General features: G+C 43.3%; 23 protein-coding genes and 1 pseudogene. 17 read left to right on the forward strand and 7 right to left on the reverse strand.

All coding sequences use genetic code 11. From position 1 onward, the window contains the following. Window positions 1–67 precede the first annotated feature (67 nt). From ACCB35_RS03385 to ACCB35_RS03420, 8 genes are all read left to right on the forward strand, one after another. Complete coding sequence (locus ACCB35_RS03385) at window positions 68–715, forward strand: uridine kinase (protein ID WP_374055732.1); 648 nt, start codon at window positions 68–70, stop codon at window positions 713–715. 133 nt (window positions 716–848) lie between these two features. After that, complete coding sequence (locus ACCB35_RS03390) at window positions 849–1,244, forward strand: hypothetical protein (RefSeq protein WP_374055733.1); 396 nt, start codon at window positions 849–851, stop codon at window positions 1,242–1,244. Window positions 1,245–1,284: 40 nt separating this feature from the next. Then, on the forward strand, window positions 1,285–1,716 hold the full coding sequence (locus ACCB35_RS03395; RefSeq protein WP_374055734.1) for an NUDIX hydrolase: 432 nt from the start codon (window positions 1,285–1,287) through the stop codon (window positions 1,714–1,716). 128 nt (window positions 1,717–1,844) lie between these two features. Beyond that, window positions 1,845–2,159 carry a hypothetical protein gene (locus tag ACCB35_RS03400; RefSeq protein ID WP_374055735.1) on the forward strand — a complete coding sequence of 105 codons (315 nt, stop codon included), beginning with the start codon at window positions 1,845–1,847 and terminating at the stop codon, window positions 2,157–2,159. A 31-nt stretch (window positions 2,160–2,190) separates the two neighbouring features. Then, window positions 2,191–2,784, forward strand: coding sequence for a GNAT family N-acetyltransferase (locus tag ACCB35_RS03405; protein ID WP_374055736.1), 594 nt, complete (start codon window positions 2,191–2,193; stop codon window positions 2,782–2,784). Window positions 2,785–2,934: 150 nt separating this feature from the next. Then, window positions 2,935–3,516 carry a non-canonical purine NTP pyrophosphatase gene (locus ACCB35_RS03410; RefSeq protein ID WP_374055737.1) on the forward strand — a complete coding sequence of 194 codons (582 nt, stop codon included), beginning with the start codon at window positions 2,935–2,937 and terminating at the stop codon, window positions 3,514–3,516. Window positions 3,517–3,855: 339 nt separating this feature from the next. After that, window positions 3,856–5,157 carry a hemolysin family protein gene (locus ACCB35_RS03415; RefSeq protein WP_374055738.1) on the forward strand — a complete coding sequence of 434 codons (1,302 nt, stop codon included), beginning with the start codon at window positions 3,856–3,858 and terminating at the stop codon, window positions 5,155–5,157. A 109-nt stretch (window positions 5,158–5,266) separates the two neighbouring features. Beyond that, on the forward strand, window positions 5,267–5,719 hold the full coding sequence (locus ACCB35_RS03420) for an N-acetyltransferase family protein (RefSeq protein WP_374055739.1): 453 nt from the start codon (window positions 5,267–5,269) through the stop codon (window positions 5,717–5,719). Between the two features lie 196 nt (window positions 5,720–5,915). Here the strand turns inward: ACCB35_RS03420 and ACCB35_RS03425 are convergent, their stop codons facing one another. Continuing rightward, window positions 5,916–7,103: an MFS transporter gene (locus ACCB35_RS03425; RefSeq protein ID WP_374055740.1), complete on the reverse strand. Its 1,188-nt coding sequence runs from the start codon at window positions 7,101–7,103 to the stop codon at window positions 5,916–5,918. Between the two features lie 259 nt (window positions 7,104–7,362). Between ACCB35_RS03425 and ACCB35_RS03430 the strand changes: the two are divergent. Then, window positions 7,363–7,590: pseudogene (locus ACCB35_RS03430) on the forward strand (KGG domain-containing protein); the annotation flags it as partial. A gap of 286 nt (window positions 7,591–7,876) precedes the next feature. After that, window positions 7,877–8,626, forward strand: a complete 750-nt coding sequence (locus ACCB35_RS03435; RefSeq protein ID WP_374055741.1) for a PAS domain S-box protein — start codon at window positions 7,877–7,879, stop codon at window positions 8,624–8,626. Between the two features lie 47 nt (window positions 8,627–8,673). On the opposite strand, the gene ACCB35_RS03440 is transcribed toward ACCB35_RS03435, so the two are convergent. Further along, entirely contained in the window at window positions 8,674–8,943 is a 270-nt protein-coding gene (locus ACCB35_RS03440) for a DUF3243 domain-containing protein (protein WP_374055742.1), read from the reverse strand. Between the two features lie 245 nt (window positions 8,944–9,188). Here ACCB35_RS03440 and ACCB35_RS03445 point away from each other — a divergent pair, with 245 nt between their 5' ends. From ACCB35_RS03445 to ACCB35_RS03470, 6 genes are all read left to right on the forward strand, one after another. Further along, a complete protein-coding gene (locus ACCB35_RS03445) occupies window positions 9,189–10,079 on the forward strand; it encodes a hypothetical protein (RefSeq protein WP_374055743.1) in 891 nt (296 codons plus the stop codon). A gap of 216 nt (window positions 10,080–10,295) precedes the next feature. Next, window positions 10,296–11,309, forward strand: coding sequence for a cyanophycinase (locus ACCB35_RS03450; protein WP_374055744.1), 1,014 nt, complete (start codon window positions 10,296–10,298; stop codon window positions 11,307–11,309). 293 nt (window positions 11,310–11,602) lie between these two features. Continuing rightward, window positions 11,603–12,013 carry a flavoprotein gene (locus ACCB35_RS03455; protein WP_374055745.1) on the forward strand — a complete coding sequence of 137 codons (411 nt, stop codon included), beginning with the start codon at window positions 11,603–11,605 and terminating at the stop codon, window positions 12,011–12,013. 412 nt (window positions 12,014–12,425) lie between these two features. Further along, window positions 12,426–12,941, forward strand: coding sequence for a sigma-70 family RNA polymerase sigma factor (locus ACCB35_RS03460; protein ID WP_374055746.1), 516 nt, complete (start codon window positions 12,426–12,428; stop codon window positions 12,939–12,941). Further along, entirely contained in the window at window positions 12,938–13,966 is a 1,029-nt protein-coding gene (locus ACCB35_RS03465) for a DUF4030 domain-containing protein (RefSeq protein ID WP_374055747.1), read from the forward strand. The genes ACCB35_RS03460 and ACCB35_RS03465 overlap by 4 nt, the downstream gene beginning before the upstream one ends. A gap of 126 nt (window positions 13,967–14,092) precedes the next feature. After that, window positions 14,093–14,782 (forward strand): ATP-binding protein, encoded by a 690-nt coding sequence (locus ACCB35_RS03470; RefSeq protein WP_374055748.1) that lies wholly within the window; start codon window positions 14,093–14,095, stop codon window positions 14,780–14,782. A gap of 91 nt (window positions 14,783–14,873) precedes the next feature. On the opposite strand, the gene ACCB35_RS03475 is transcribed toward ACCB35_RS03470, so the two are convergent. The 3 genes from ACCB35_RS03475 to ACCB35_RS03485 are packed head-to-tail and all read right to left on the reverse strand — an operon-like array spanning window position 14,874 to window position 18,470. Next, window positions 14,874–15,971, reverse strand: a complete 1,098-nt coding sequence (locus ACCB35_RS03475; RefSeq protein ID WP_374055749.1) for a Ger(x)C family spore germination protein — start codon at window positions 15,969–15,971, stop codon at window positions 14,874–14,876. Continuing rightward, window positions 15,968–17,062 (reverse strand): endospore germination permease, encoded by a 1,095-nt coding sequence (locus tag ACCB35_RS03480; protein WP_374055750.1) that lies wholly within the window; start codon window positions 17,060–17,062, stop codon window positions 15,968–15,970. The genes ACCB35_RS03475 and ACCB35_RS03480 overlap by 4 nt, the downstream gene beginning before the upstream one ends. Before the next feature lie 31 nt (window positions 17,063–17,093). Further along, window positions 17,094–18,470 (reverse strand): spore germination protein, encoded by a 1,377-nt coding sequence (locus tag ACCB35_RS03485; protein WP_374055751.1) that lies wholly within the window; start codon window positions 18,468–18,470, stop codon window positions 17,094–17,096. A 274-nt stretch (window positions 18,471–18,744) separates the two neighbouring features. On the opposite strand from ACCB35_RS03485, the gene ACCB35_RS03490 reads away from it, so the two are divergent. Beyond that, window positions 18,745–19,173: a GNAT family N-acetyltransferase gene (locus ACCB35_RS03490; RefSeq protein WP_374055752.1), complete on the forward strand. Its 429-nt coding sequence runs from the start codon at window positions 18,745–18,747 to the stop codon at window positions 19,171–19,173. A 48-nt stretch (window positions 19,174–19,221) separates the two neighbouring features. On the opposite strand, the gene ahpF is transcribed toward ACCB35_RS03490, so the two are convergent. Next, window positions 19,222–20,748 (reverse strand): alkyl hydroperoxide reductase subunit F, encoded by a 1,527-nt coding sequence (gene ahpF, locus ACCB35_RS03495; protein WP_374055753.1) that lies wholly within the window; start codon window positions 20,746–20,748, stop codon window positions 19,222–19,224. Between the two features lie 12 nt (window positions 20,749–20,760). After that, window positions 20,761–21,324: an alkyl hydroperoxide reductase subunit C gene (gene ahpC / locus ACCB35_RS03500; protein ID WP_034761584.1), complete on the reverse strand. Its 564-nt coding sequence runs from the start codon at window positions 21,322–21,324 to the stop codon at window positions 20,761–20,763. Between the last annotated feature and the right edge of the window lie 297 nt (window positions 21,325–21,621).

Genomic DNA, 21,621 nt, shown 5'->3' on the forward strand with positions numbered 1-21,621 from the left:
ATTTGAGCGGGGATGTTTGAAGATGTATTTTACGAGAAAATAATCACGAATGATAGGGAGAGAATTTATGGACAAGATCCTACATAACATAGCCAATCTATTAAACAAGCAAGATGGAAAAATGATTATCGGTATTTCAGGACATGGTGCTTCGGGTAAAACCACCTTTGCCAAGAAGCTTTTGACGCTGCTGGAAGGAAAGGATATCAATTATATCAATGCCGATCCCTATATCGTCAATTCCGATGTAAGAAAGTATACTTCCATCCAATATGAATACAACAATGAAATCCATCAATCTAAAATGACCGCCTGTCATCCGGCTGCCCACCATGTATTGGCTCTCGATCGGGACGTTAAGATGGTAAGGGAGGGGATGGATTTCTATACCATGGACGTCCCTTATGAAAGAAGTCAGCTCATCTCGTCCCGAAACAACTTGACGATTGTAGAAGGGATGTCGGTTGCATTCAGCAATCCCTACTTATACGATGTAAAAATTTACTTCTATACCGATGGAGAAACGGAACTCATGAGAAGAGGTATCCGTGATGTTTCTGAAAGAGGCATGGAGGTCGAATATTTAAGAAAAACCCATGAGGAACGGAGAATACAATATGAAGTCTTTATGCATCCGAATCATGAGAATTTTGATGTAGTGGTGAAGAATTCGGATGAGGGGTATTGGGTGGAAAAGGATATGGAGTGGTCGTAAGTGTAAACAGGAACTTATCCAAAAGTGGGTAGGCTTTTTTTAGTGAAAAATAGTGATTGAGTGTTATGGATTATTTTGACATAATTGGTATTAATGGTGTTTTTAGACAACGTAAAATAATGGAGGCCAAATCGTGAAGAGACCCTTAGGTGTATCCATCATAAGTTATTTTTATATTTTTGGTGCAATCGTATTATTATTTACCGCTATTTTTTATCAGGCTGCTGCTGATACGATTAGCATTTCTGAAAGGTTTGGAGTATCGATGATACCTGAACGAATCATGAGAGTAGTAGTGGCGGTCTTTTCCCTGGTGATGGTTTATGGATATATGAAATTGAAAAAATGGGGTTTTTGGTTATTCATCATGTACTCGGTTATGTTTGGATTCATCAGTTTCATATTGTTATCTGACCAACCTAATCAGCCCTTTATAGGGAATTTTATTTTTTCGGTGATTGTCTTGACGTATACGATTTATGTGAAAGAGGTATTTTTTAGATCTACTCACAAACATAGTATAAATTAATTCTGAGGAAAAAATATTATTGAAAAAGAGGGATGTTTTTATGACACAAAACATACAGGGTATATATTCACCGCCAAAACACATCGTTTCAGCTGCCACCATTGTCATCAATGACCAACAGGAAATCCTATTAATAAAGGGACCAAGGCGCGGCTGGGAAATGCCCGGCGGACAGGTGGAAGAAGGGGAGTCATTGAAAGAGGCTGCAATCAGGGAGACGAAAGAGGAGACCGGTATTGATGTTGAGGTGCTGGCATTTTGCGGGGTATTTCAAAATGTGAAAAGATCCATCTGCAACACCCTGTTCCTTGCGAAGCCCGTGGGAGGCGAACCGACGACTTCACAGGAGAGTCTTGAGGTAGGATTTTTTCCGATTGAGCAGGCGTTGGCAAGGGTGACTCATTCGAATTTTAGAAAGAGAATCGAGCTTTGTTTGGATGAGAGTCAGCATCCGTTTTATATTGAATTTTAGGGGGTTCGTTGGATTACTATGATTATTCTTCTAAGAATGGTGTGTATTTGGAAATGTTGTTGACTGAAAATTGAAACTTTAACGACCTCCATTCGTAAGTATTAGTAATATACGGGGGGAATATATATATGAAGAAATTCATAACACGAACGTCATTAGTAACGGCTGCGATACTTGCTATAGCTATCTGGATCGGGAGCCTTCTGTTCTCTTATTCTTACGGAGAATGGAGCTTTTTCATCGGACTGGGATTAGCGGTTGGACTTTTCTTTTTTAATAGTAGTGGTGGTACGTTATCAAAAGGAGCCACTTTGGAGGCCAGTGAGGCAGGGTGGAAGATACAAAAGGACAATGAATTGAAAGCCAATGTAGGTTCAGTGTTTTATGGAGCTGTATTATATACGCTTATCAGTTTTGTGATTATGATGGTTACTTATTTTTAAAATGATGCGTTAAGGTAAAAGGAGAGATAGTATGATCCGTTTTTACGGAAGTCCCAATTTGGAAACTGATCGACTCATCCTGCGGAAATTCGACCTCGATGATATCCAAAGCGTCTTTGACCACTGGATTTCGGATGAGCGGATCTCTGATAATCGAGTCAGTGCGGCACATAAGACCGTTGACGAAACAAAAGAGCGGGTGGAGAAGATTGTGAGGCGATATGAATCGAAAGAGTTTTGTCACTGGGGCATTGAACTCAAAGGTGAGGGTGAACTCATCGGAGAGATCGATTTGTATGATTTTGGCCACTCTACAGGGAATTGCGAGGTCAGTTATTCCCTTGGTTTCAATTGGTGGAACAAAGGATATGGGACCGAAGCCTTGAAAGCGGTCGTGGAATTTGCCTTTGTACATATGAACGTTCATAAAATATCCGCAGCCCATAATACGGATAATCCGGCTTCAGGCAGGATCATGACGAAAGCCGGGATGGAGCAGGAAGGGATCATCCGGGATATGATCCGCAATGCGAAGGGGCAGTATAAGGATTGTGCGGTTTATGGGATTCTTGGGGAGGATTACCTTAGAAATCGTGCTCAACCTAATATATTTAAAGGAATATAAGATGGCACTGGATAGTGTGTGCAATTGAAGGGGCTTATGATACCGGAATAAGCTTCATTTTTTTTGAGAAATTCCAGTTGTACATCCTGATAGAAAGTTTGTAATATTGAGTGTTGGCATAATGGATTAAAGCAAAGGAGAAACAAAACAATGAAAGAAATCATATTCGTAACCACAAACAAAGGGAAAATCGCGTCTGCACAGAAGGAGTTAACGAACATAAAGGTTTTACCGATCGAGGCTGAATTGAATGAACCTAGAAGTGATGATATCAAGGAAATAGCCAAGCAGAAGGTGTTACAAGCATATGCGATTGTGAAACGCCCATGTATTGCACTGGACTCGGGTTTCTTTGTCTCAGCGCTCAATGGTTTTCCCAGAGCGTATGTCAATCACATGTTAGATACGATCGGTATCGAGGGGATCTTGAAATTGTTAAGGGATGAGGAGAACAGGGAGTGTGAATTTAGATCATGCCTGGCTTACTATGATGGAGAGGAAATGAGATTCTTTGAGAGTAAATCTCCAGGATTCATCTCACAGGAGATAAGAGGTTCCGAGAATGAGAGTAAGTGGTCAGATCTTTGGTATCTATTTATTCCGAAGCATTTTGATAAAACACTGGCTGAATTTGATGAAATTGATTTTATGGAGTATAACAGGGTGAAAGAAGATTCTGGGATGAAGAAGTTTGGGGAATGGTATCATCGCAATGATTTGGTTTCACGATAAGAGGGATATAAATGTTTAGCGTTTTGTATATGTTTGATTAAATTCTCATAATTAAGTAAAATCATACTATATTATTTTATCAAAACGGCTGGGGGGATGAAAATGGGACAGAGAAGCTAAGATACGAGTCAGCTGAACGATGCTGCTTAACATTTGGTTCAATGGTTCGATCTGGGTTGCTGGAAGCTGGACGGTCTACTTCTCATTATGGGCTCCATACAATCCCTTCTAGAGATAAGTAGTTTTCAACTTCATGCTTTCATCAATCCAACCATTCACTTAGTGGATGAAATTTATCATGATGGAGGTGTAAGCCTTATCCGAGGATAAGGCTGCTAATTGACAACGTCTATAAACTTAATTTTAATCGTTTTATTGATTGCTCTAACCGCTTTTTTCGTTGCGACGGAATTTGCGATTGTAAAGGTACGGGGTTCCAGGATTGATCAACTCATAGCGGAGAACCGTAAAGGATCGATTGCCGCTAAGAAGGTCGTGACTCATCTGGATGAGTATTTATCAGCTTGCCAGCTTGGAATTACGATTACGGCCCTTGGATTAGGGTGGCTGGGTGAGCCGACTGTGGAGAAGATTTTGCATCCACTTTTTGCTTATTTCGAGTTGAATGAAGCCATCACGCATATCCTGTCCTTTGGTATCGCCTTTGCCCTTGTGACATTCCTTCACGTTGTAGTCGGGGAACTTGCACCAAAAACGGTGGCGATCCAGAAAGCCGAAGCCGTGACGCTATTATTCTCGGGCCCGATCATTTGGTTCTACCGGATCATGTATCCTTTTATCTGGTTCTTAAATGGATCTGCACGTGTGCTTGTGGGAATCTTCGGGTTGAAGTCGGCTTCTGAGCATGAAGAAGTCCATACCGAGGAAGAGCTTCGGATCCTGCTTTCGGAGAGTTTTAAAAGCGGGGAAATCAATAAGAACGAACTAAAGTATGTGAACAACATCTTTGAATTCGATGAGCGGATTGCGAAGGAAATCATGGTCCCACGAAAAGAAATCGTCTCCCTTTCCATAGACGATACGCTCGAGGACGTGATAGATACCATTCGAAAAGAGAATTTCACGCGTTATCCTGTCGTGAACGGCGATAAAGATAACGTCAAAGGATTCGTCAATATGAAGGAACTTCTGACAGAGGCGATGGTCAACGAACTGGATACGAACTTTACCCTACGACCATTTATCAACCCGATCATTACTGTCATTGAGACGATCCCGATTCATGACCTGCTTGTGAAAATGCAGAAAGAGCGGGTTCATATCGCCGTTCTGATAGATGAATACGGGGGTACATCCGGCATCGTGACGGTCGAGGACATCCTTGAAGAAATCGTCGGTGAAATCCGGGATGAATTTGACGAGGATGAAGTAGCCGAAATTCGAAAGCTCAAGGATGGTCATTACCTTCTTGATTCAAAGGTTCTCATCAATGATGTCAACTCTCTATTGAACATAACCATCGACATTGGCGATCTGGACATCGACACCATCGGCGGCTGGTTCATGACGCAAAACCTCGATGCCAAAGTCGGCAGCTTCATTGAAGAAGAAGGTCATCGCTTTAAAGTGATTGAAAAAGACGGGATCCAGCTCCGTTATATAGAAGTGACAAAGATATAGACATCGAAAGAAGCAACCGGCTCAAGAAAGCTGGTTGCTTCTTTACTTGTATTAACAGGGGAACATCCTGATTTGAAAGTAGTGCTTCATATAAAAAGGAGGGTACAGCATGCCGCAAAACCACATCACTATTACCCCGTTTCACCCCGACTATGCCGAAGAAACCGTGAACATGTGGAGGGAAAGTAAAGAACGGGCCATTGGCCAAAAAGAAAAGCACAGCGTGGAAAGTCACCTCAATTTTTTAACCCATATCCTGCCTGAACAATTTCAAATCGATTTAGCACTAATAGATGGAAGAGTAGTGGGAATGGCCGCTTATAATGAAACGGAAATCAGTCAGCTTTACATTCACGTCGATTATCAAGGTGCTGGAATAGGTCAGATTTTATTGGATAAAGCGAAAACGCAATCGAGTGGCCGTTTAATCTTATACACGTTTGAAGTGAATCAAAGTGCTCAGAGATTTTATGAAAAGAATGGATTTGTGATCATCGGCAGAGGGCAGGAGAATGAAGAGAATTTGCCGGATATTCAGTATGAGTGGCGATTAAAAGAGTAGGGGATTGAGATGAGAAAATACTTTGGTCTCTTATCGGTCTTCATCCTGATTTCTCGTATTCTTGATTTTATAATCCCTTGTTGGTAAAGAAATCGGGCAACTGAGATGAGGGGAATCTGACTAAATTGGGCTGATAGAATTGCCCGCCTCCTCGGAGACAAAGAAAGAGGACTTCGTGGCAAGTCCTCTTTTATATTTATCGCGCCACGTCCCTTTTCCCCAACCAAAATGAAATCCCAATCGAAATCACGGAAAGAGTAACGATCATCCACACCACACCGGACCAGTTGAAATGGTGATAGAAGCTGCCGCTGACGGTACCGCCGATACTCGATCCCGCGTAATAGGCGGATAAGTAGAGTGCAGAAGCCTGTGCTTTATCATGGACGGCCAATCGTCCGACCCAGCTGCTTGCGATGGAGTGTCCGGCAAAGAATCCGTAAGTAAAGACGGCTATCCCGATGATTTTCACCCAGAGATTCGGATGCAGGGTCGAAAGCACCCCGGATAACATGATGACGAGCGACAGTGGCAGGATTCTTTTTTTTCCATACTGATCGGCGAGCATCCCCATCCAGGTCGAGCTGAAGGTGCCGACGATATAGACGATGAAGATAAAGCCGACGATGGTCTGACTGAGCGAGTAAGGTGGTGCGATCAGCTCGAATCCGATGTAGTTGTAGAGGGAAACGAATCCTCCCATCAATAGAAACCCGATGGTGAAGAGATACGTGAGCCCTGGAACTTTAAACTGGCTGAACAGGGATCCGGCTAATGATTTTAGCTGAAATATCTGCGGTATGAAATGGGCAGACGGCGGGAGGAGCACCAGGAAGATGACCGTTGAAAGCATGCTGATGATCCCGACTCCCATCAATGCGACATGCCAGTTGAAATGGTCGGTAAGGACGCCGCTGATGATCCGGCCCGACATTCCCCCGATGGAATTTCCGCTGATGTATAATCCCATGGCCATTCCGAGACTCTTCGCTTCGATTTCCTCACCCAAGTAAGCCATGGCGACAGCAGGAAGTCCGGCGAGCGATATTCCCAGCAGAATCCGACCGGCAACGAGCATATGGAAGCTTGATGCAAATCCTGAGCAAACGGCAAGAATGGATGATGTGAGTAAAGAAAAGGTCATGACGGATTTTCTTCCATAGACGTCAGATAAGGAACCTGCAATTAATAGACTGATAGCGAGGGCAATGGTAGTGGAAGACTGGCTGAGACTTGAAGTGGCTGGTGAAATATCAAACTCATTGGCGATGTCCGGAAGCAGGGGCTGCGTTCCCCACAGGATGGCAAAGGTACTGAATCCGCCTGCAAACAGGGCGAGGTTTGCATGATTGAATTCGCGTGTTCCCCGCTTGATGTAATCCATGTAGCAAGACTCCTTTATTATTTGGAAAATTTCTACCTCTATCATACACATCTTCAAGAAGCACTTCTAGCAGGAAGCCTTCATGGTAACCTTAAGGACCGGCAGGGAAAACCGGAATTCATCAACTCCACTTCGGTGTAAATTAAATTACATAAATGTTAAAAACCTCCACTTCCTGTTTATCTATCATCGCACGAGGTATATAACCAATGTACAAACGTACAACACCATTTTACTAAACTTAAGGAGGATTTTATTTATGTCTAACAGTAACAACAGTAACAACAACAGCAACAACAACAATGGGAACAAAATGAGTTACGAGGAAGCCGGTCGTAAAGGCGGCGAACAAACAGCGAAGAACCACGACAAAGAATTCTACCAAGAGATCGGTGAAAAAGGTGGAGAAGCAACTGCAGAAAATCACGATAAGAAATTCTATCAGGAAATTGGAGCGAAAGGCGGAAGCCAGTCTGGAAGCTCGAATAGCTCGAATAATTCCAACAGCTCCAACAGCTCCAACAACTCTAATAGATCCAACAACTCAAACAATTAATTCCAATAGCCGGATCGTTTCGTAAACGAAAGAAGACCTGTCAAACAATCATGGCAGGTCTTTTTATCTGTTTCCTGTTCCATAGGCTAGTGTAAGTTTCGATATATGTGGTGTCCATAGACATTTGTGGGATGGGAAACGGTTTCTCTTATTTCTTGCGTCCTACAGTGAATATCGCTATCGTTAGGGGAAAGGAGTGAGTATTGTGAGCGAGGAAATGTCAGACATAGATTATCTCAAGGTTATGGAGTATTCACTAGATCCACTTATCATACATACGGATTACAGAATCATGTATGTGAACGAGGCTGCGGAAGAATTTTTTCGAACGGATAAAGATGGCGTCGTAGGTCAAAGTCCCTTGGATATTTTCAGGGAATCCTCGAAGGACGCAATCAGGAAAAGAATTCAATCTGCGTACGGAAAGCCTGCCGATGTCATTGAAGAGACGGTCTATCGAACGGACGGATCGACCGTTGAAGTCGAATTGTACTGTCACCCCCTGATGATAGGGGATACTCAGGCGATTCAAACCTATGTATATGACATCACGGAGAAGAAAGAAAGAGAAAAGAAGCAAACGGAAATGGTGGCTGAAATCAACGAATTATCTGCTGTACTGGTTCCTTTGCTGGACGATATTGCCGTCCTCCCGATCGTCGGGACGATCGATGAAGAGAAAGCCCGCTTGCTACTCGAAATCATTCCGGCTAAAGTGAGGAAGCAGAACGTGAATCATGTAATAATCGACTTCTCCGGTGTCTATACATTGAATCAATACGTGACGGATGCTTTATTTAAGATTACAAGTGTGCTAGCTTTACTGGGCGTTCGTTCCATCATCACGGGACTACGGCCGGAAATGGCCATGAGTGCCATTAACAAGAACATCGACCTATCATTGATTCCTACGCTTGTTACAGTGAAAGATGCCCTGGTTTATATGCATGTAAATGTTCAGTCATAAGAAAATGCCCGCAGCGGTCTATATCGCTTTGGGCGTTACTGCGTGATTTAGTTGGTTTGGTCAGCCAGTTTGACCAAAACATGAGCCATATGCTCCCGCTCTTCTTTATTGGCCACGTTCCACATCTCATTCAACACTTTCTGCTCCCGGTTGCGCGGCTCCTCGTGCTCTGCTAAATAGTCTGCAACGCGTTTAGCACCCTTAGACAAGGCTTCCTCACTAAGACCTAGCTTTTCTCCCTTTTGCACCTGATTTCCCAGGTAGTTCTTGAAAGAGTCGAATTGCTGCAGGATTTCCTCTTTTTTGTCTTCATTCATTTTTACAGCTGCTTGTTTTGGATCCTGTGCGATAATGAATTCCTCCTTTTGTTGTTGTTAGTAGTGTGTTTCCCGTACAGAATGGTAATAAACAGGGAAGAGCACATCGGCCTCCCGGCTGGTGTTAGTTGAAATGAGGTCTGAATACATTCAGAAGAATTTTCCTATATTCCTTCCTGAAAATCACCATTTATGTTAAATTTATAATGTGAAATAATTCACAATATCAATCGGAGGCTGACAGTATGAATAAATTAAAACCGGCCATTTATACGAGTTTGATTCTTTCCACTTTTTTGATGACCATCAGCATACTGGACGGGGGCATTATGCTCTTTCCATTTGTCTTGATGTATTCCCTAGCCGGTAACCTGGCTTATGGGATTCCCGTATCATTGCTATCGGATTGGTTAACGAAAAGGCTTTCCAAGGGACGGATGATGGTAGCTGGTTTCATCCATGCTTTCTTTGGAGCCATCACGTATTTTGTGATCGACGGGTTTGCATGGTTTGCGGTGATTTGTGCCGTAATATTCTTCTTTGTGGATGAATGGTTGAAAAGGAAGAACACACCGGGGCCTGACCGGGAGAACAAGCGATCCTATCTTACATTAGCAAGTGTGGTCTCTGTGGTGGCGATTGTGATGCTGGCAGTGAATTGGATTTCCGGTAAAGATCAAGGAGAAATGATAAAAAACCGCTACCTGATCCCTGAAGATTATGAAGGTACGATTGTCGTCTTCTATGGCATGCAGGATCGACCTTCCCTTGAAAAAGATGAAGAGTTTTCCGTCATTCCTGTAGAGATTAAGAGTCTGCCCACGTTGATGAGGACGGATATTGAAAAGTACGGTATCTATCAAACTTCTACAAAAGAAATGGGATATAACATAAATCAAAATCAGTATTTCTATGTTGATGATGATGGGAACAGAACCTCCATTGAGGATTATTGCATCCATCATAGCACGGGTGGAGGCATGACCGGCTCCGATGGCACGGACATTTCGTATGATGCATTTCAAGTGACGAATTCGGACTGCGGGGAGGACTTCTTCTTAGATGGAAATGACCGCTACTCTGCCCAGGGGCGGGAGATTGTGAAGTATTGGTCGGGTTTGTGGGAGGATGATTAGGAGCTTACCTTTACGGGTTGAGATTCTTTTTTTATGGGAATTGGGGATGGCCAGCCAAGGGACACCGTAATTGGGTTAAATGAAACCGAAGTGATTTGACCCAATAAAAACCAATTACTATTTAAATATTTACATTATTCAGTAAATAAAGCGCTTTCATAGTTGGCATAGAACTTGCAATTGATAAAGTGATTTCAAAAAAAGGAGGACGAGTGTGTGAAAAGATTGATTGCTTTATTGGTTGTCGCAGCTTTATGGGGAGGTACCATCACAACAGCGGGTGCTGCAAGAAGTAACTATACGTATTATTCCTATGGAAGTGAAGGGGATGTCACAACTGCTACTACATACGGTGTGAACCTGATGGGTGGCTCGACAGATGTGGATGAGGCGATGAGATGGATGGCGGAGAAAGCGAATGGGGGAGACTTCGTTGTACTTAGAACCTCAGGAAGTGATGGGTATAATCAGTACCTGTATGATTTAGCGGCTGACAATCAATCCCCACTGAATTCGGTTGAAACGATCTTGTTGCAAAATCGGAATGCCGCGTATGAAAATTTTGTGCTGGATAAGGTGAAGAACGCAGAAGCGATTTTCTTTGCGGGGGGAGATCAGTTCCTTTACGTGGATTATATTGAAGGAACTCCTCTTGAAGATGCACTGAACGCTCAGATTCAGAAAGGGATCCCGATTGGCGGTACTTCTGCGGGACTGGCCATTCAAGGAGACTTTGTCTACGATGCAGCGAATGGAACCGTGTATTCGGATGAAGCATTGGCTGATCCCTACAATCGCTATATGACGTTTTCAAGAAACTTTCTTGAGAACCGATACCTTGATAACACCATCACGGATAGTCATTTCGAGCAGCGGGACCGGATGGGTCGATTCGTCGGCTTTTTATCGCGGAATCTAATGGATGGATGGACAACAGAGGCTAAGGGGATAGCCGTGAATGAGCAAACCTCTTTATTGATCGAAGCAGATGGATCTGCCAGGGTGGTCGTGCAGCCGGGAGGGACCGATCAATCGGTTTATCTTGCCAAGGCTTCTTCACAGCCTACCAATGTATCGCCTCTTTCCATCAACAATGTGGATGTCATTAAACTGGAGAATGGGGATACGATCGATATGACGAATTGGGCGAATCATACTGGTTTTTCATATCAATTGGATGCGGTCAATGGGTTTCTGAGTTCGTCAAGCGGTTATATTTATGGGAATTAGTTTGTGGGTTGTGAACACAAACTACTAATAAAAGAAATAGCAGCCCGGTTAGCACGTTGGTACTATCTCTATTGCCTACGTGCTAATGGCTATCTTAATCGTGATGGTTTTTCCTAGAAGGGAAGAGCTACCTTTCTGCCCAAGGGCAGGAGATGGTGAAGGATTGGTCGGGTTTGTGGGATGATGATTAGGAGCTTACCTATGCAGGTTAAGCTTCTTTTTTATGGAATTGGTGATTGAGTTCATCACCCTATTTTGAAATAATTGGTAGTAACATACTTTAGGAGGTTCCTATGAACGATAAAACATTTAAGCCGTTTCTTGATACATTTTTAAGAGCGTGGAAGAATTCATCTATCATAGAGTTGGAGACATTCATTTCGACTGATTACCAAGCCAGGGAAATCAGGGACGAAGAAGTCGTTGATTTTGGCTATGAGGAATCAATCGAGGGCTGGAAGCAGGGGTTTGATTTTGTGAAAAAGCAGCGGGCAGAGTGGGAAATCCATGAAGTGTCGATCATTCCTTTGAGAGAGGGTGAAGTGATGGCGATTCTATCCGCAACGATTGTGATGAATGGGAAAGCGTTGGAGACGTGTCACTTGTTCTTTGATACGTTTAAGAAAATGGAGGATGACAATTGGAAGTTGATGAGGAGTTATATTGAGGCGGGGGTTGTGCGAGGGACGGACCTCAAGACTTAGCGCTAAGAGTTCGTTTTCTTGGAGGATCGAGGTCCGTTTTAGGCGGTTCGCCGTTATATGGAGGATTTCGCCGATAAAATGAAAATTTCGCCGTTATATTTGGAATTTCGCCGTTAAAATTCGATTTTCGCCGATAAATGGGTGTGAAGGCTTTTGATGCATGGGAAAGGCGGGAGGATTTCTGCAAATAGGGGTATTTAGGATCGGTTTTTTCGTGTGAGCTGCCATTTTTACTGGGAAAACGATAGAAATTGGAAACAATGACGGAAAAAAGAGTACAAATGTGGAATCGTATCCGTTTTAAATGAAGACTTCATGCTCATCTACATGCAGGTGGGCTTCTTTTTTTGACATAGTGTGAAACGTTTTAGTCTGTTCATTGGTCTAACGGGTAGAAAGCGGGTGAGAGCAGTTGATTGAGAAGAAGGTCAAGAAAGCGAAAAGGGGAGATGAAAAAGCTTTTCAAGAGTTGATTCATCAGGAAAAGAACAAGCTTTATCGAATGGCGTATATGTATGTGAAGAATGAAAATGATGCTCTTGATATCGTGCAGGAAGCTATTTATAAAGCGTTTATATCCATTAAAAGCCTGAAAAACCCTCAATATTTTTCAACTTGGTTATCAAGGATATTAATCAATTCAGCATTGGATTTTATTAAAAAGAATGAGCGTATCATCCTGACGAATGAAGTGGATGTGCTTCCTAAAGAGCAGAATCTTAAAATTGAAGAGAAAATGGATTTAGCAGGGGCGATCGAACGGCTGGATGTTCCATATAAAACTGTCATTATACTTAGATATTATCAAGATCTTACCATAAAGCAAATCGCCGAAATGTTACATTGCCCTGAAGGAACGATCAAGACACGATTGCATAGAGCCATCAATCTCTTGAAATCTGATTTAAGGGAGGGGTGTATCGGATGAAGGATCATTTAGGCGACAACGTAAAAGAAGAGATGGATAACATTCGGATTCCTGAAGACAAATTGAATCACACGATCCAAATGGCCATTGAGAGAGGGAAGAAGGATCGGGGATACCGTGGGAAGAAGTGGATCTATTATAGCAGTGCCGCCGTCCTTTTATTCGGGTTATTGATCGGTTCGGCTTTGGTTTCACCGGTCATGGCCAATGTCGTATCAAAGATTCCGTACCTGGGGAGCATTTTCGAATCCAAGGGCGATGTAGTGGTGGGAATGTCAGAAGAACTAAGAGATAAAGGATATCCAGTGAACGGTCTCGGTGTATCTTTTCCGGAGAAAGAGATCCGTATCGGGATTGAAGGCGATGAAGACTATTTTAATCGCGTCAAAACAGAGGTTGAAGAAGAGGCAATGGATTTTCTGCAATCGAGAAACTATGATGCCTATACAGTTAAAGTGAGTAGATATGAAGAGCCTGAAGTTCCACAAAAAGATAAGGAAACACAGCAGAGAAGTGAAGACTTCCAATTAATTGACAGTCGTGTCAGGGAAGAGCTGAAGAAACGAAACATAGAGGTATTGCAGCTGGCACACTTGGCGAGGCCTGAGAGCATTCAGCTGGAAATCCCCAATACTACCGAAGCCACAAGCGATGAAATTAAAGAAGTAGTAAGAGAGATAATGAGTGAAAATAATATACGTCCTATTCCGGTTGAAATCAAAAAAATCAACATGAAGAAGAGGGAGCAAGATAGGAGATGGATGGGAATCCTGCAAATCGTCAGTGATGACTTGTTAGGGAAGAAAGATTACAAAGTGAGGATGGTCGGGTATTCCGTGCATCCGAAGCCTGAGATACAAGCTTTTATCACCCTATCAAGCAAGGACGAAAATGCAAAGGGTTTTGCCAAAGAGCTTGAAAACGTTATTGATGAATTCTTGAGATCCAATGAAATGAAGGAAAGGATCAAGGGTGATCCCTATCATATCACGATCTACAGTAAGGATGATAAGATTATCAACTGAAATTAATCGTTGAAGGGGCTTAACTAAGCCTCTTTTTTGTAAACGGATGTTTGAGTTCCTTGTTGAGGTTTGGAATAATGAATAGTAAGAAAACTCTTAAAAAATAAGGGGAAGATGGAGGTCCATATGAAAACAGTCATAGCATTCAGCGGTGGAAAGGATTCCACCCTGGCATTATATAAAATACAACAAAATCGGGAATACGAGGTGGATTCACTACTCGTGACGCTGACGGAAGGCTTCGACCGGGTTTCGATTCATGGGGTCCGGTATGGGATGTTGAAGCAGCAGTCTGATGCGCTCGGTATTCCGCTCCGGGAAGTTTGGATCCCTCAGGATTGTCCGAATGAGGTGTATCAGGAACGGATGGAGCGGGCGGTATCTGACATGCTGGCCGATGGTGTCACTCGTATGGTTTTCGGGGATATTCATCTGAAGGATGTGCGGGCGTATCGTGAGGAAATGCTTTCAGGGACTGGAATCACCCCGGTCTTTCCGCTCTGGGGTCGGCCTGTCGGGGTGTTGAGCCGTGAGTTCATTGAGCTTGGGTTTCAAACCGTCCTCACTTGTGTGGATATGGATCAACTTGATCGATCTTTCGCAGGGAGGGTATATGATGAAGCGTTTATAAAGGATTATCCTGAAGAGACTTGTGATATCTGCGGTGAGAATGGGGAGTTCCATACGTTTGTGTTTGACGGGCCGAACTTTGCTTTCCCGATCCGGTACGAATTGGGGGAGGAGAGAATAACGCCGGATTATCTCACGAAGAAGGATCGGTTCTTGTTCATCGACGTATTACCGGTTCAGAGTTAGCAATCTCCGATAACAGCCCTCAAGATAAGGAGAGCCGGCCAAATGTGGAATTGGCCGGTATTTGTTGTCATAATCATTGGATTCAACCCTTCTACTGAACAAGATGACTTGTCCCGAGAATGTTGACGTTTACCTTTGGTTTGAAGATGACTTGTTGATATTCGTGTTCCCACGTTACGGGATTGAAGGATGTATGTTCGTTTATGGATAATTCTTTGCCGATCCCTAAAGCGTCACTATTGGCTTTGACTAAAAGATCGGTAAGCTCCTTTGTTTTCTTTGAGAGTTCTTTTGAAGTCATTTGATTTAATTGGTTAATACTCTTGGGAGATTTTTCGCCATAAGAGCTCAGTAGCCTTCCTTTTAAATTGGCAGTGATCGTGCATATTACTTTTCCATCCTCTTTCGCCACTTCAATATTTGTCTTGGCTTTTTCAATGGAAATGGTTAAAGGCTGGCTTAATTCATCTGATTTTACGCTAAGCTTCGCCCTGTCTCCCAACTCGTTTTTTAATAGTAGGAGCAGTGAAGTTTGGCTGGTGGTGAGGGTATGACCAGTGAATGTATCACCGTTGAATAAAGATGATCCAGCCAGCATCAGTTTGTCCTCTTGATCTTTTTTTATATAGGGAAGGATGACGTCTGTCGTTGTGTCTGATATATCATTCCAAACCGTAAATAGGGTTTCTTTAGGGATATAGGTATCTCTTGCACTTCCGATCAGCAGATTATCTATCTCGAAAACAATCGGGCTATCTTGAAGCTTCAATGACAAGATGTCATGTCCTTTTCCTTCTGTTATCACGATTCGTGAAGAGATGTATCCATGAGTCGATCGGATAATGGGTTCTAGTATAGGAGCGATCCCTTTAGTCATGGCCAGTTCTTCCCCGACTAGGATGATAAAAGCTTTCCCCACATCCATATTCCCGGATACTTTATTTTGAAGGTCCGTTTCAATCTGGGCAACTGTTTCATTCTCAGTATCATAAAATTCATCCCTTACCTCGAACTTTCCTCCACCGGCACCCCGTATATTAATCGCCCTGACTGTACCCAGAATATCATCGGACTCTTCTGCTGTGTCAAAACTCACTCCGTTTACAATTCTGTTGTCTTTTAGCTGGTTTTGATCCCAGCACCCTGCCAGAAGGAACACCGTTAAGAATATAAGCGGAATCTTATTCAACAGGATACCTCCTTTCCACTTTTCTTAAATAGGTAAGAAATCAATAGCAATATACACGGAATGGCGAATACTACTGCATAGCTCAGATATTCTACGAAACTTGAATAGAGTTTTTGGGAGTCGAGATCTTTCTTTGCGATGGTAAATAGGACAAAAATCAATGTGCTATTCATCAGAACTAATTTATACGATTTACCTCTAAAGAAAGGTAGAATTTTACTGCCCATATAGATATAAGTGACGATTGATATTCCCAGGGGAACAATCCATATCGACAAAAAGAGTAAATCAAGTCGGTCGATCATTTGGAATTGAAGCGGCCGCAAAAAGTAGATAACAGGATATTTTATTTCTTCCAAGGCTGGTTGGCTGAAAATCATGATACAAAGAATGACAAAGTAAGCCGTCAACCCCGTTACAAATACATTGGCCCACGTGATCACTTTTAAAAACGTGGTGCCCTTCTTGGACGCGAGGGGATAGAGAAACAGGATCAGTTCAAAACCTAAAACGGTTAACAAGCAATCTTTTCCTCCAAGGGCGATCTGCTTCACTCCGCTGCTTCCCAATGGAAGAATGTGATGTAAGTCCACAGGAAGCAAAAAGGAAAAAAAGGAAATTCCGAATTTGAAAAGAATAAGAACGGATATGAGCGCAAAGAACCTGGCAATGATTCGGATGTCGCTGATGGCCAGGTAGGTACAAGTAAGCATCATCAGCAGTCCTATCACCCAAAATGGGGTGCTTAACAACAGGTGTTCTTTGATGATGGATGCAAACTGCAGCAGGATAAACGTTGCTGCTAAGATAAAATAAAGATACATGATCGTATTGATGAAGGTTCCCACAGTTTTCCCAAGTAAAAATGTGGTGATTTCCGAGTAGATGAAACGTGGGAACCGCCTCATTAACAGCCAGATCATGACCAGAAACAGCTGGATGACCGCTCCTGCCAAAAGGACCGACATCCAGCCGTCTCCTTTACTAGTACTTTGCAACGTATTTGGCAGAGTCAGAATGCCAAATCCGACTTGGGTTTGAATCATTAGAAAAAAGATTTGCCCGTTCGTTAGGGAGATTGTCTGTGACATGGACGATTCCACACTTTCTTTTCTGAATGGCCTAGGTTTGTTTTAAGGTGTTATTTTTCTTCTTTGCTTTAATAAATGAATCTTTCATTCCCTTATAGTGCATGGGGGATACAGGTGACAAGTATGGTTTTCCGAATGACTCCAATCGGCAAAGATGGATCAATAATGCGGCGATAGAAAGGACAATACCGAGAAAACCAAAAAAAGTAGCGGCGACCATAATGGGAAAAGCCAGGATTCTGGCACCCGTCCCCATCTGGTTGACAGGTGCTACGAAAGAAGCGATGGCAGTAAGGGCAATGACTACGATCATCGTGTTCGAAACAAACCCTGCTTCCACGATTGCCGACCCGATGACCAAACCGCCGACGATTCCGATTGTCTGTGCAATGGGAGAGGGGAGACGGATGGCTGCTTCTTTCAACAGTTCCAGCACAAGCTGCATCACGATGGCTTCAAAAAACGGCGGAAGCGGGACATATTCAATTTGAACCCTGATCGCATAAAGAATCCCAAGGGGCAGGACCTCGGAATGAAAAGAAACGACCGCAATATAGATAGCGGGTAAACAGACGGCCACGAGAAAGCTGAATACCCGGATGAGACGAAAGAATGATCCTATCAGCCACCTGCTGTTATAATCATCGGGAGACTGATAAAAGCTGAAAAATGTGATTGGAGAAACCAATACATGGGGGCTTCCGTCCACTATGACGATCGATTTCCCTTCCAATAAATAGGATGAGGCCCTGTCGGGTCTTTCCGTTGATAACAGCTGAGGAAAAAGCGAATAACTGTCATCCTCGATTAATTCTTCAAGTTCCCCGGAGGATTGAAGTTCCTGTACATCGATGGCATCCATCCTTTGAAATAGAACTTCTAAGGGCCCGTGGTCCACCAATTCCTCAATATACAAAATCGATACGTTTGTTTTTGTTTTAGATCCCAGAACGTAACTTTTTATTCGGATGCCCGGGTCTTTCACTCTTCGTCTGATTAAAAAGATGTTTTTATTAAGATTCTCTGTAAAACCATCATGTGCCCCCTTGATGATGTGTTCATTTTCGGGTTCTTGGATGGCTCTTTGATCACTTGCAGCAACGGGCATCAGAAGAACGGTATTTTCTCCTTCTGCAACGAATGCACAGCTGCCTTCCAGCAGACTATCCACTATGGCTTCCAAATCGCTCGTCCTGCTATATTCCGCGTTTTTAATGACCGCTTCCGGAACGGTTTCGGTCTTGCAATCTAGGAGCGGCTCAATAATATTTCGTTCAATTAGTTTCTTATCCACCATAGAATCAAGATAGATAAGTTTGCAAGAGGTGTTCAGATAAGCCAGATCCCTCATTTTCATATCTTCTGATTCATAGACGGCAGATTTTATTGAATTAACATTTTCTTTCATGTTCCTTGACAGCTTTTTTGAAAGGCTCATTCATGATTCACCTGCCGCTTAGTTAATGATTTCTTTTATTGTTGCCGGAGATGGAATTTTTATGTTCGGCAAGAAGAAGGTCCTGTTATAGGAAGATAGAGGGACGGACCTCTGAATGGATAGGATATATTAGGGAATGGAGGTCCGTCCCTCATGTATTTGAAAGAACGGATGAAGAAATATATGTTAAAATTTACTAGAGTGCAGCTGTCAGTTTCATTTGATATGTAAAGAGGGATGAGAGATGGTAACTATTAAAGAACTGCAAACCCGGAGTGAGATGATTCAGGCCTATCCGGTGATGAACGAGTTACGTACCGATTTGTCGGAAAAGACATATCTGGCATTGGTTGAGGATATGAGGAAAGAGGGATATCGCTTGTTCGCTTTATATGAGGAAAATGAGATCGTATCCCTCACCGGTATTGGGGAGCGGGTCAATTTTTACAATAAACATCATATGTACATATATGATTTGATCACGTCTTCCAATCATCGCTCCAAGGGATATGGAAAGCAATTGTTGGAGTTTGTCCATCGATTGGCTGAAGAGATCGGGTTGGAATATGTGGCCGTGGAATCCGGACTTGGGAGAAGGGATGCCCACAGATTCTATGAAGAGAAGCTGGGATATGAGAAATGGTGTTATTCGTTTCGAAAGAAATTGTCCTGAATATATAAAGGTCCGTCCCTCAAAACGAGGGACGGACCTTAAAACATCTTAATTCCGAATCAGGTAGTCGAATGCGCCGAGTGCGGCGGTGGCTCCTGATCCCATGGAGATGATGATTTGATTGTAGGCACTGTCTGTGCAGTCTCCGGCGGCGAATACGCCAGGGACGTTGGTGGCACCGTGTTTGTCCACGATGATTTCACCGAATTTCGTGCGTTCTACAAGGTCGCCGAGCCAGTCTGTGTTTGGCACAAGACCGATTTGGACGAATACACCTTGTAGTTCGACGTGCTTCTCTTCAAGAGTTTCACGGTCTTTATAAGTGATTCCATTCACTTTATCTGTACCGGTAATCTCCTGAGTTTGTGCGTTCGTGATCACTGTCACGTTCGGCAGGCTGTAAAGGCGTTTCTGCAGTACGTCGTCGGCTTTTAGTTCTGAGTTGAATTCAAGAACCGTAACGTGCTTGACGATTCCTGCAAGATCGATGGCTGCTTCGATACCGGAGTTTCCTCCGCCGATGACAGCGACATCCTTCCCTTCGAACAGTGGTCCGTCACAGTGAGGGCAGTACGCCACTCCTTTGTTCTTGAACTTCTCTTCACCAGGGACATTGATGTTGCGCCAGCGTGCACCTGTCGAGATGATCAGACTCTTACTCTTCAGCACAGCACCGTTTTCAAGCTCAAGCTCTACAAGATCTTTCTTCTCAAGGCGTTTTGCGCGTTGAAGGTTCATGACATCTATGCCGTAATCTTTCACGTGCTCTTCAAGACTCGCCACAAGTTTTGGACCTTCCGTCTGCTTCACGCTGATGAAGTTTTCGATGCTCATCGTATCAAGGACCTGACCGCCGAATCGCTCAGCGACGATTCCCGTACGGATTCCTTTACGTGCCGCATAGATTGCCGCACTGGATCCCGCAGGTCCGCCACCTACGACTAGGACGTCGTAGGGTTCTTTATCCGATAACTCATCGGCACTTGGACCTTCCACGATCTTAGAAAGAATTTCTTCCAGGGTCGTGCGTCCGCCGTTGAAGAATTCCGCATTCAGGTAGACAGCAGGAACGGCCATGACGTTCTTGCGTTCCACTTCTTCCTTGAAGGCAGCCCCGTCGATCATCGTATGCGTGATGTTCGGGTTCAGGACACTCATGATGTTCAGTGCCTGCACGACATCAGGACAGTTGTGACAGCTTAGGCTGACATACGTCTCGAAGTGGTGTTCGCCTTTGACGCTCTTGATCTGGTCAATGACGCTTTGATCCACTTTAGGCGCTCTGCCGCTCACTTGAAGAAGGGCAAGGACCAATGAGGTAAATTCATGTCCAAGAGGGATCCCGGCAAAAGTGATACCGGTCTCCTCACCAGGACGATTCACGCTGAAGCTTGGTGTTCTGGTCAGTTCTGCTTTTTCCACTGAGATGCGGGATGACATGGAAGAGAGCTCTTCAACAAGAGAGAGCATTTCCTTCGACGTGTCATCGTCGCCTGCACTGACTTTCAGGACGATGTCGCCTTCCATCATCTGCAGGTACTGTTCTAATTGTGCTTTAATATCTGCTTCGAGCATGTTTAGCACTCCTTATAATTTACCAACTAAGTCAAGGCTTGGTTTCAGTGTTTCAGAACCTTCCTGCCATTTAGCCGGGCAAACTTCGCCTGGGTTGTTGCGCACATATTGTGCCGCCTTGATTTTGCTTACTAGAATATCTGCGTCACGGCCGATTCCGCCAGCATTGATTTCAACTGCTTGGATGACACCATCCGGGTCGATGATGAATGTTCCGCGGTCAGCAAGACCATCTTCTTCATTAAGTACATCGAAACCGCGAGTGATGCGTTGTGACGGGTCACCGATCATTGCGTATTTAATTTTACCGATTTTTTCAGAGCTGTCGTGCCAGCCTTTATGTGTAAAATGAGTGTCCGTAGAAACTGAATACACTTCTACGCCAAGCTCTTTAAGAGTTTCATAGTTATTTTGAAGGTCTTCCAGTTCTGTCGGGCATACAAATGTGAAGTCTGCAGGGTAGAAGCAGAAAATGCTCCATTGACCTTTTAGGCTTTCGTCTGTAACAGTGATGAACTCACCATCTTTGAATGCTTCTGCTTTAAATGGTACGACTTGTGAACCGATTAATGACATAGTGTAAATTCCTCCTAGTGGTTTGTGTGATTGAGAATCATTAATAAATTATAATAATTCTAATTCGATATTTATTATTATATATTTGCGTTTCATTGTCAAGGGAAAAGATTGAGGTTCTGATAGAAAGGGAGATGTGGTTGAAGAAACGATCTTTTGTACTGCTTTCGATGTTTTACACCTTACGTTATATAAGCTTTCCCTACTATAAATCCCCAATAAAATGAAACTTTATCTGACCTCACACGTATGTAAGAAAAAACCAAATGAAACAGGGGAAATGGTGGAGTTATAGTA

The sequence above is a fragment of the Rossellomorea sp. FM04394 genome (assembly GCF_041889765.1).
In the GTDB taxonomy this organism is placed as follows: domain Bacteria; phylum Bacillota; class Bacilli; order Bacillales; family Bacillaceae_B; genus Rossellomorea; species Rossellomorea aquimaris_B.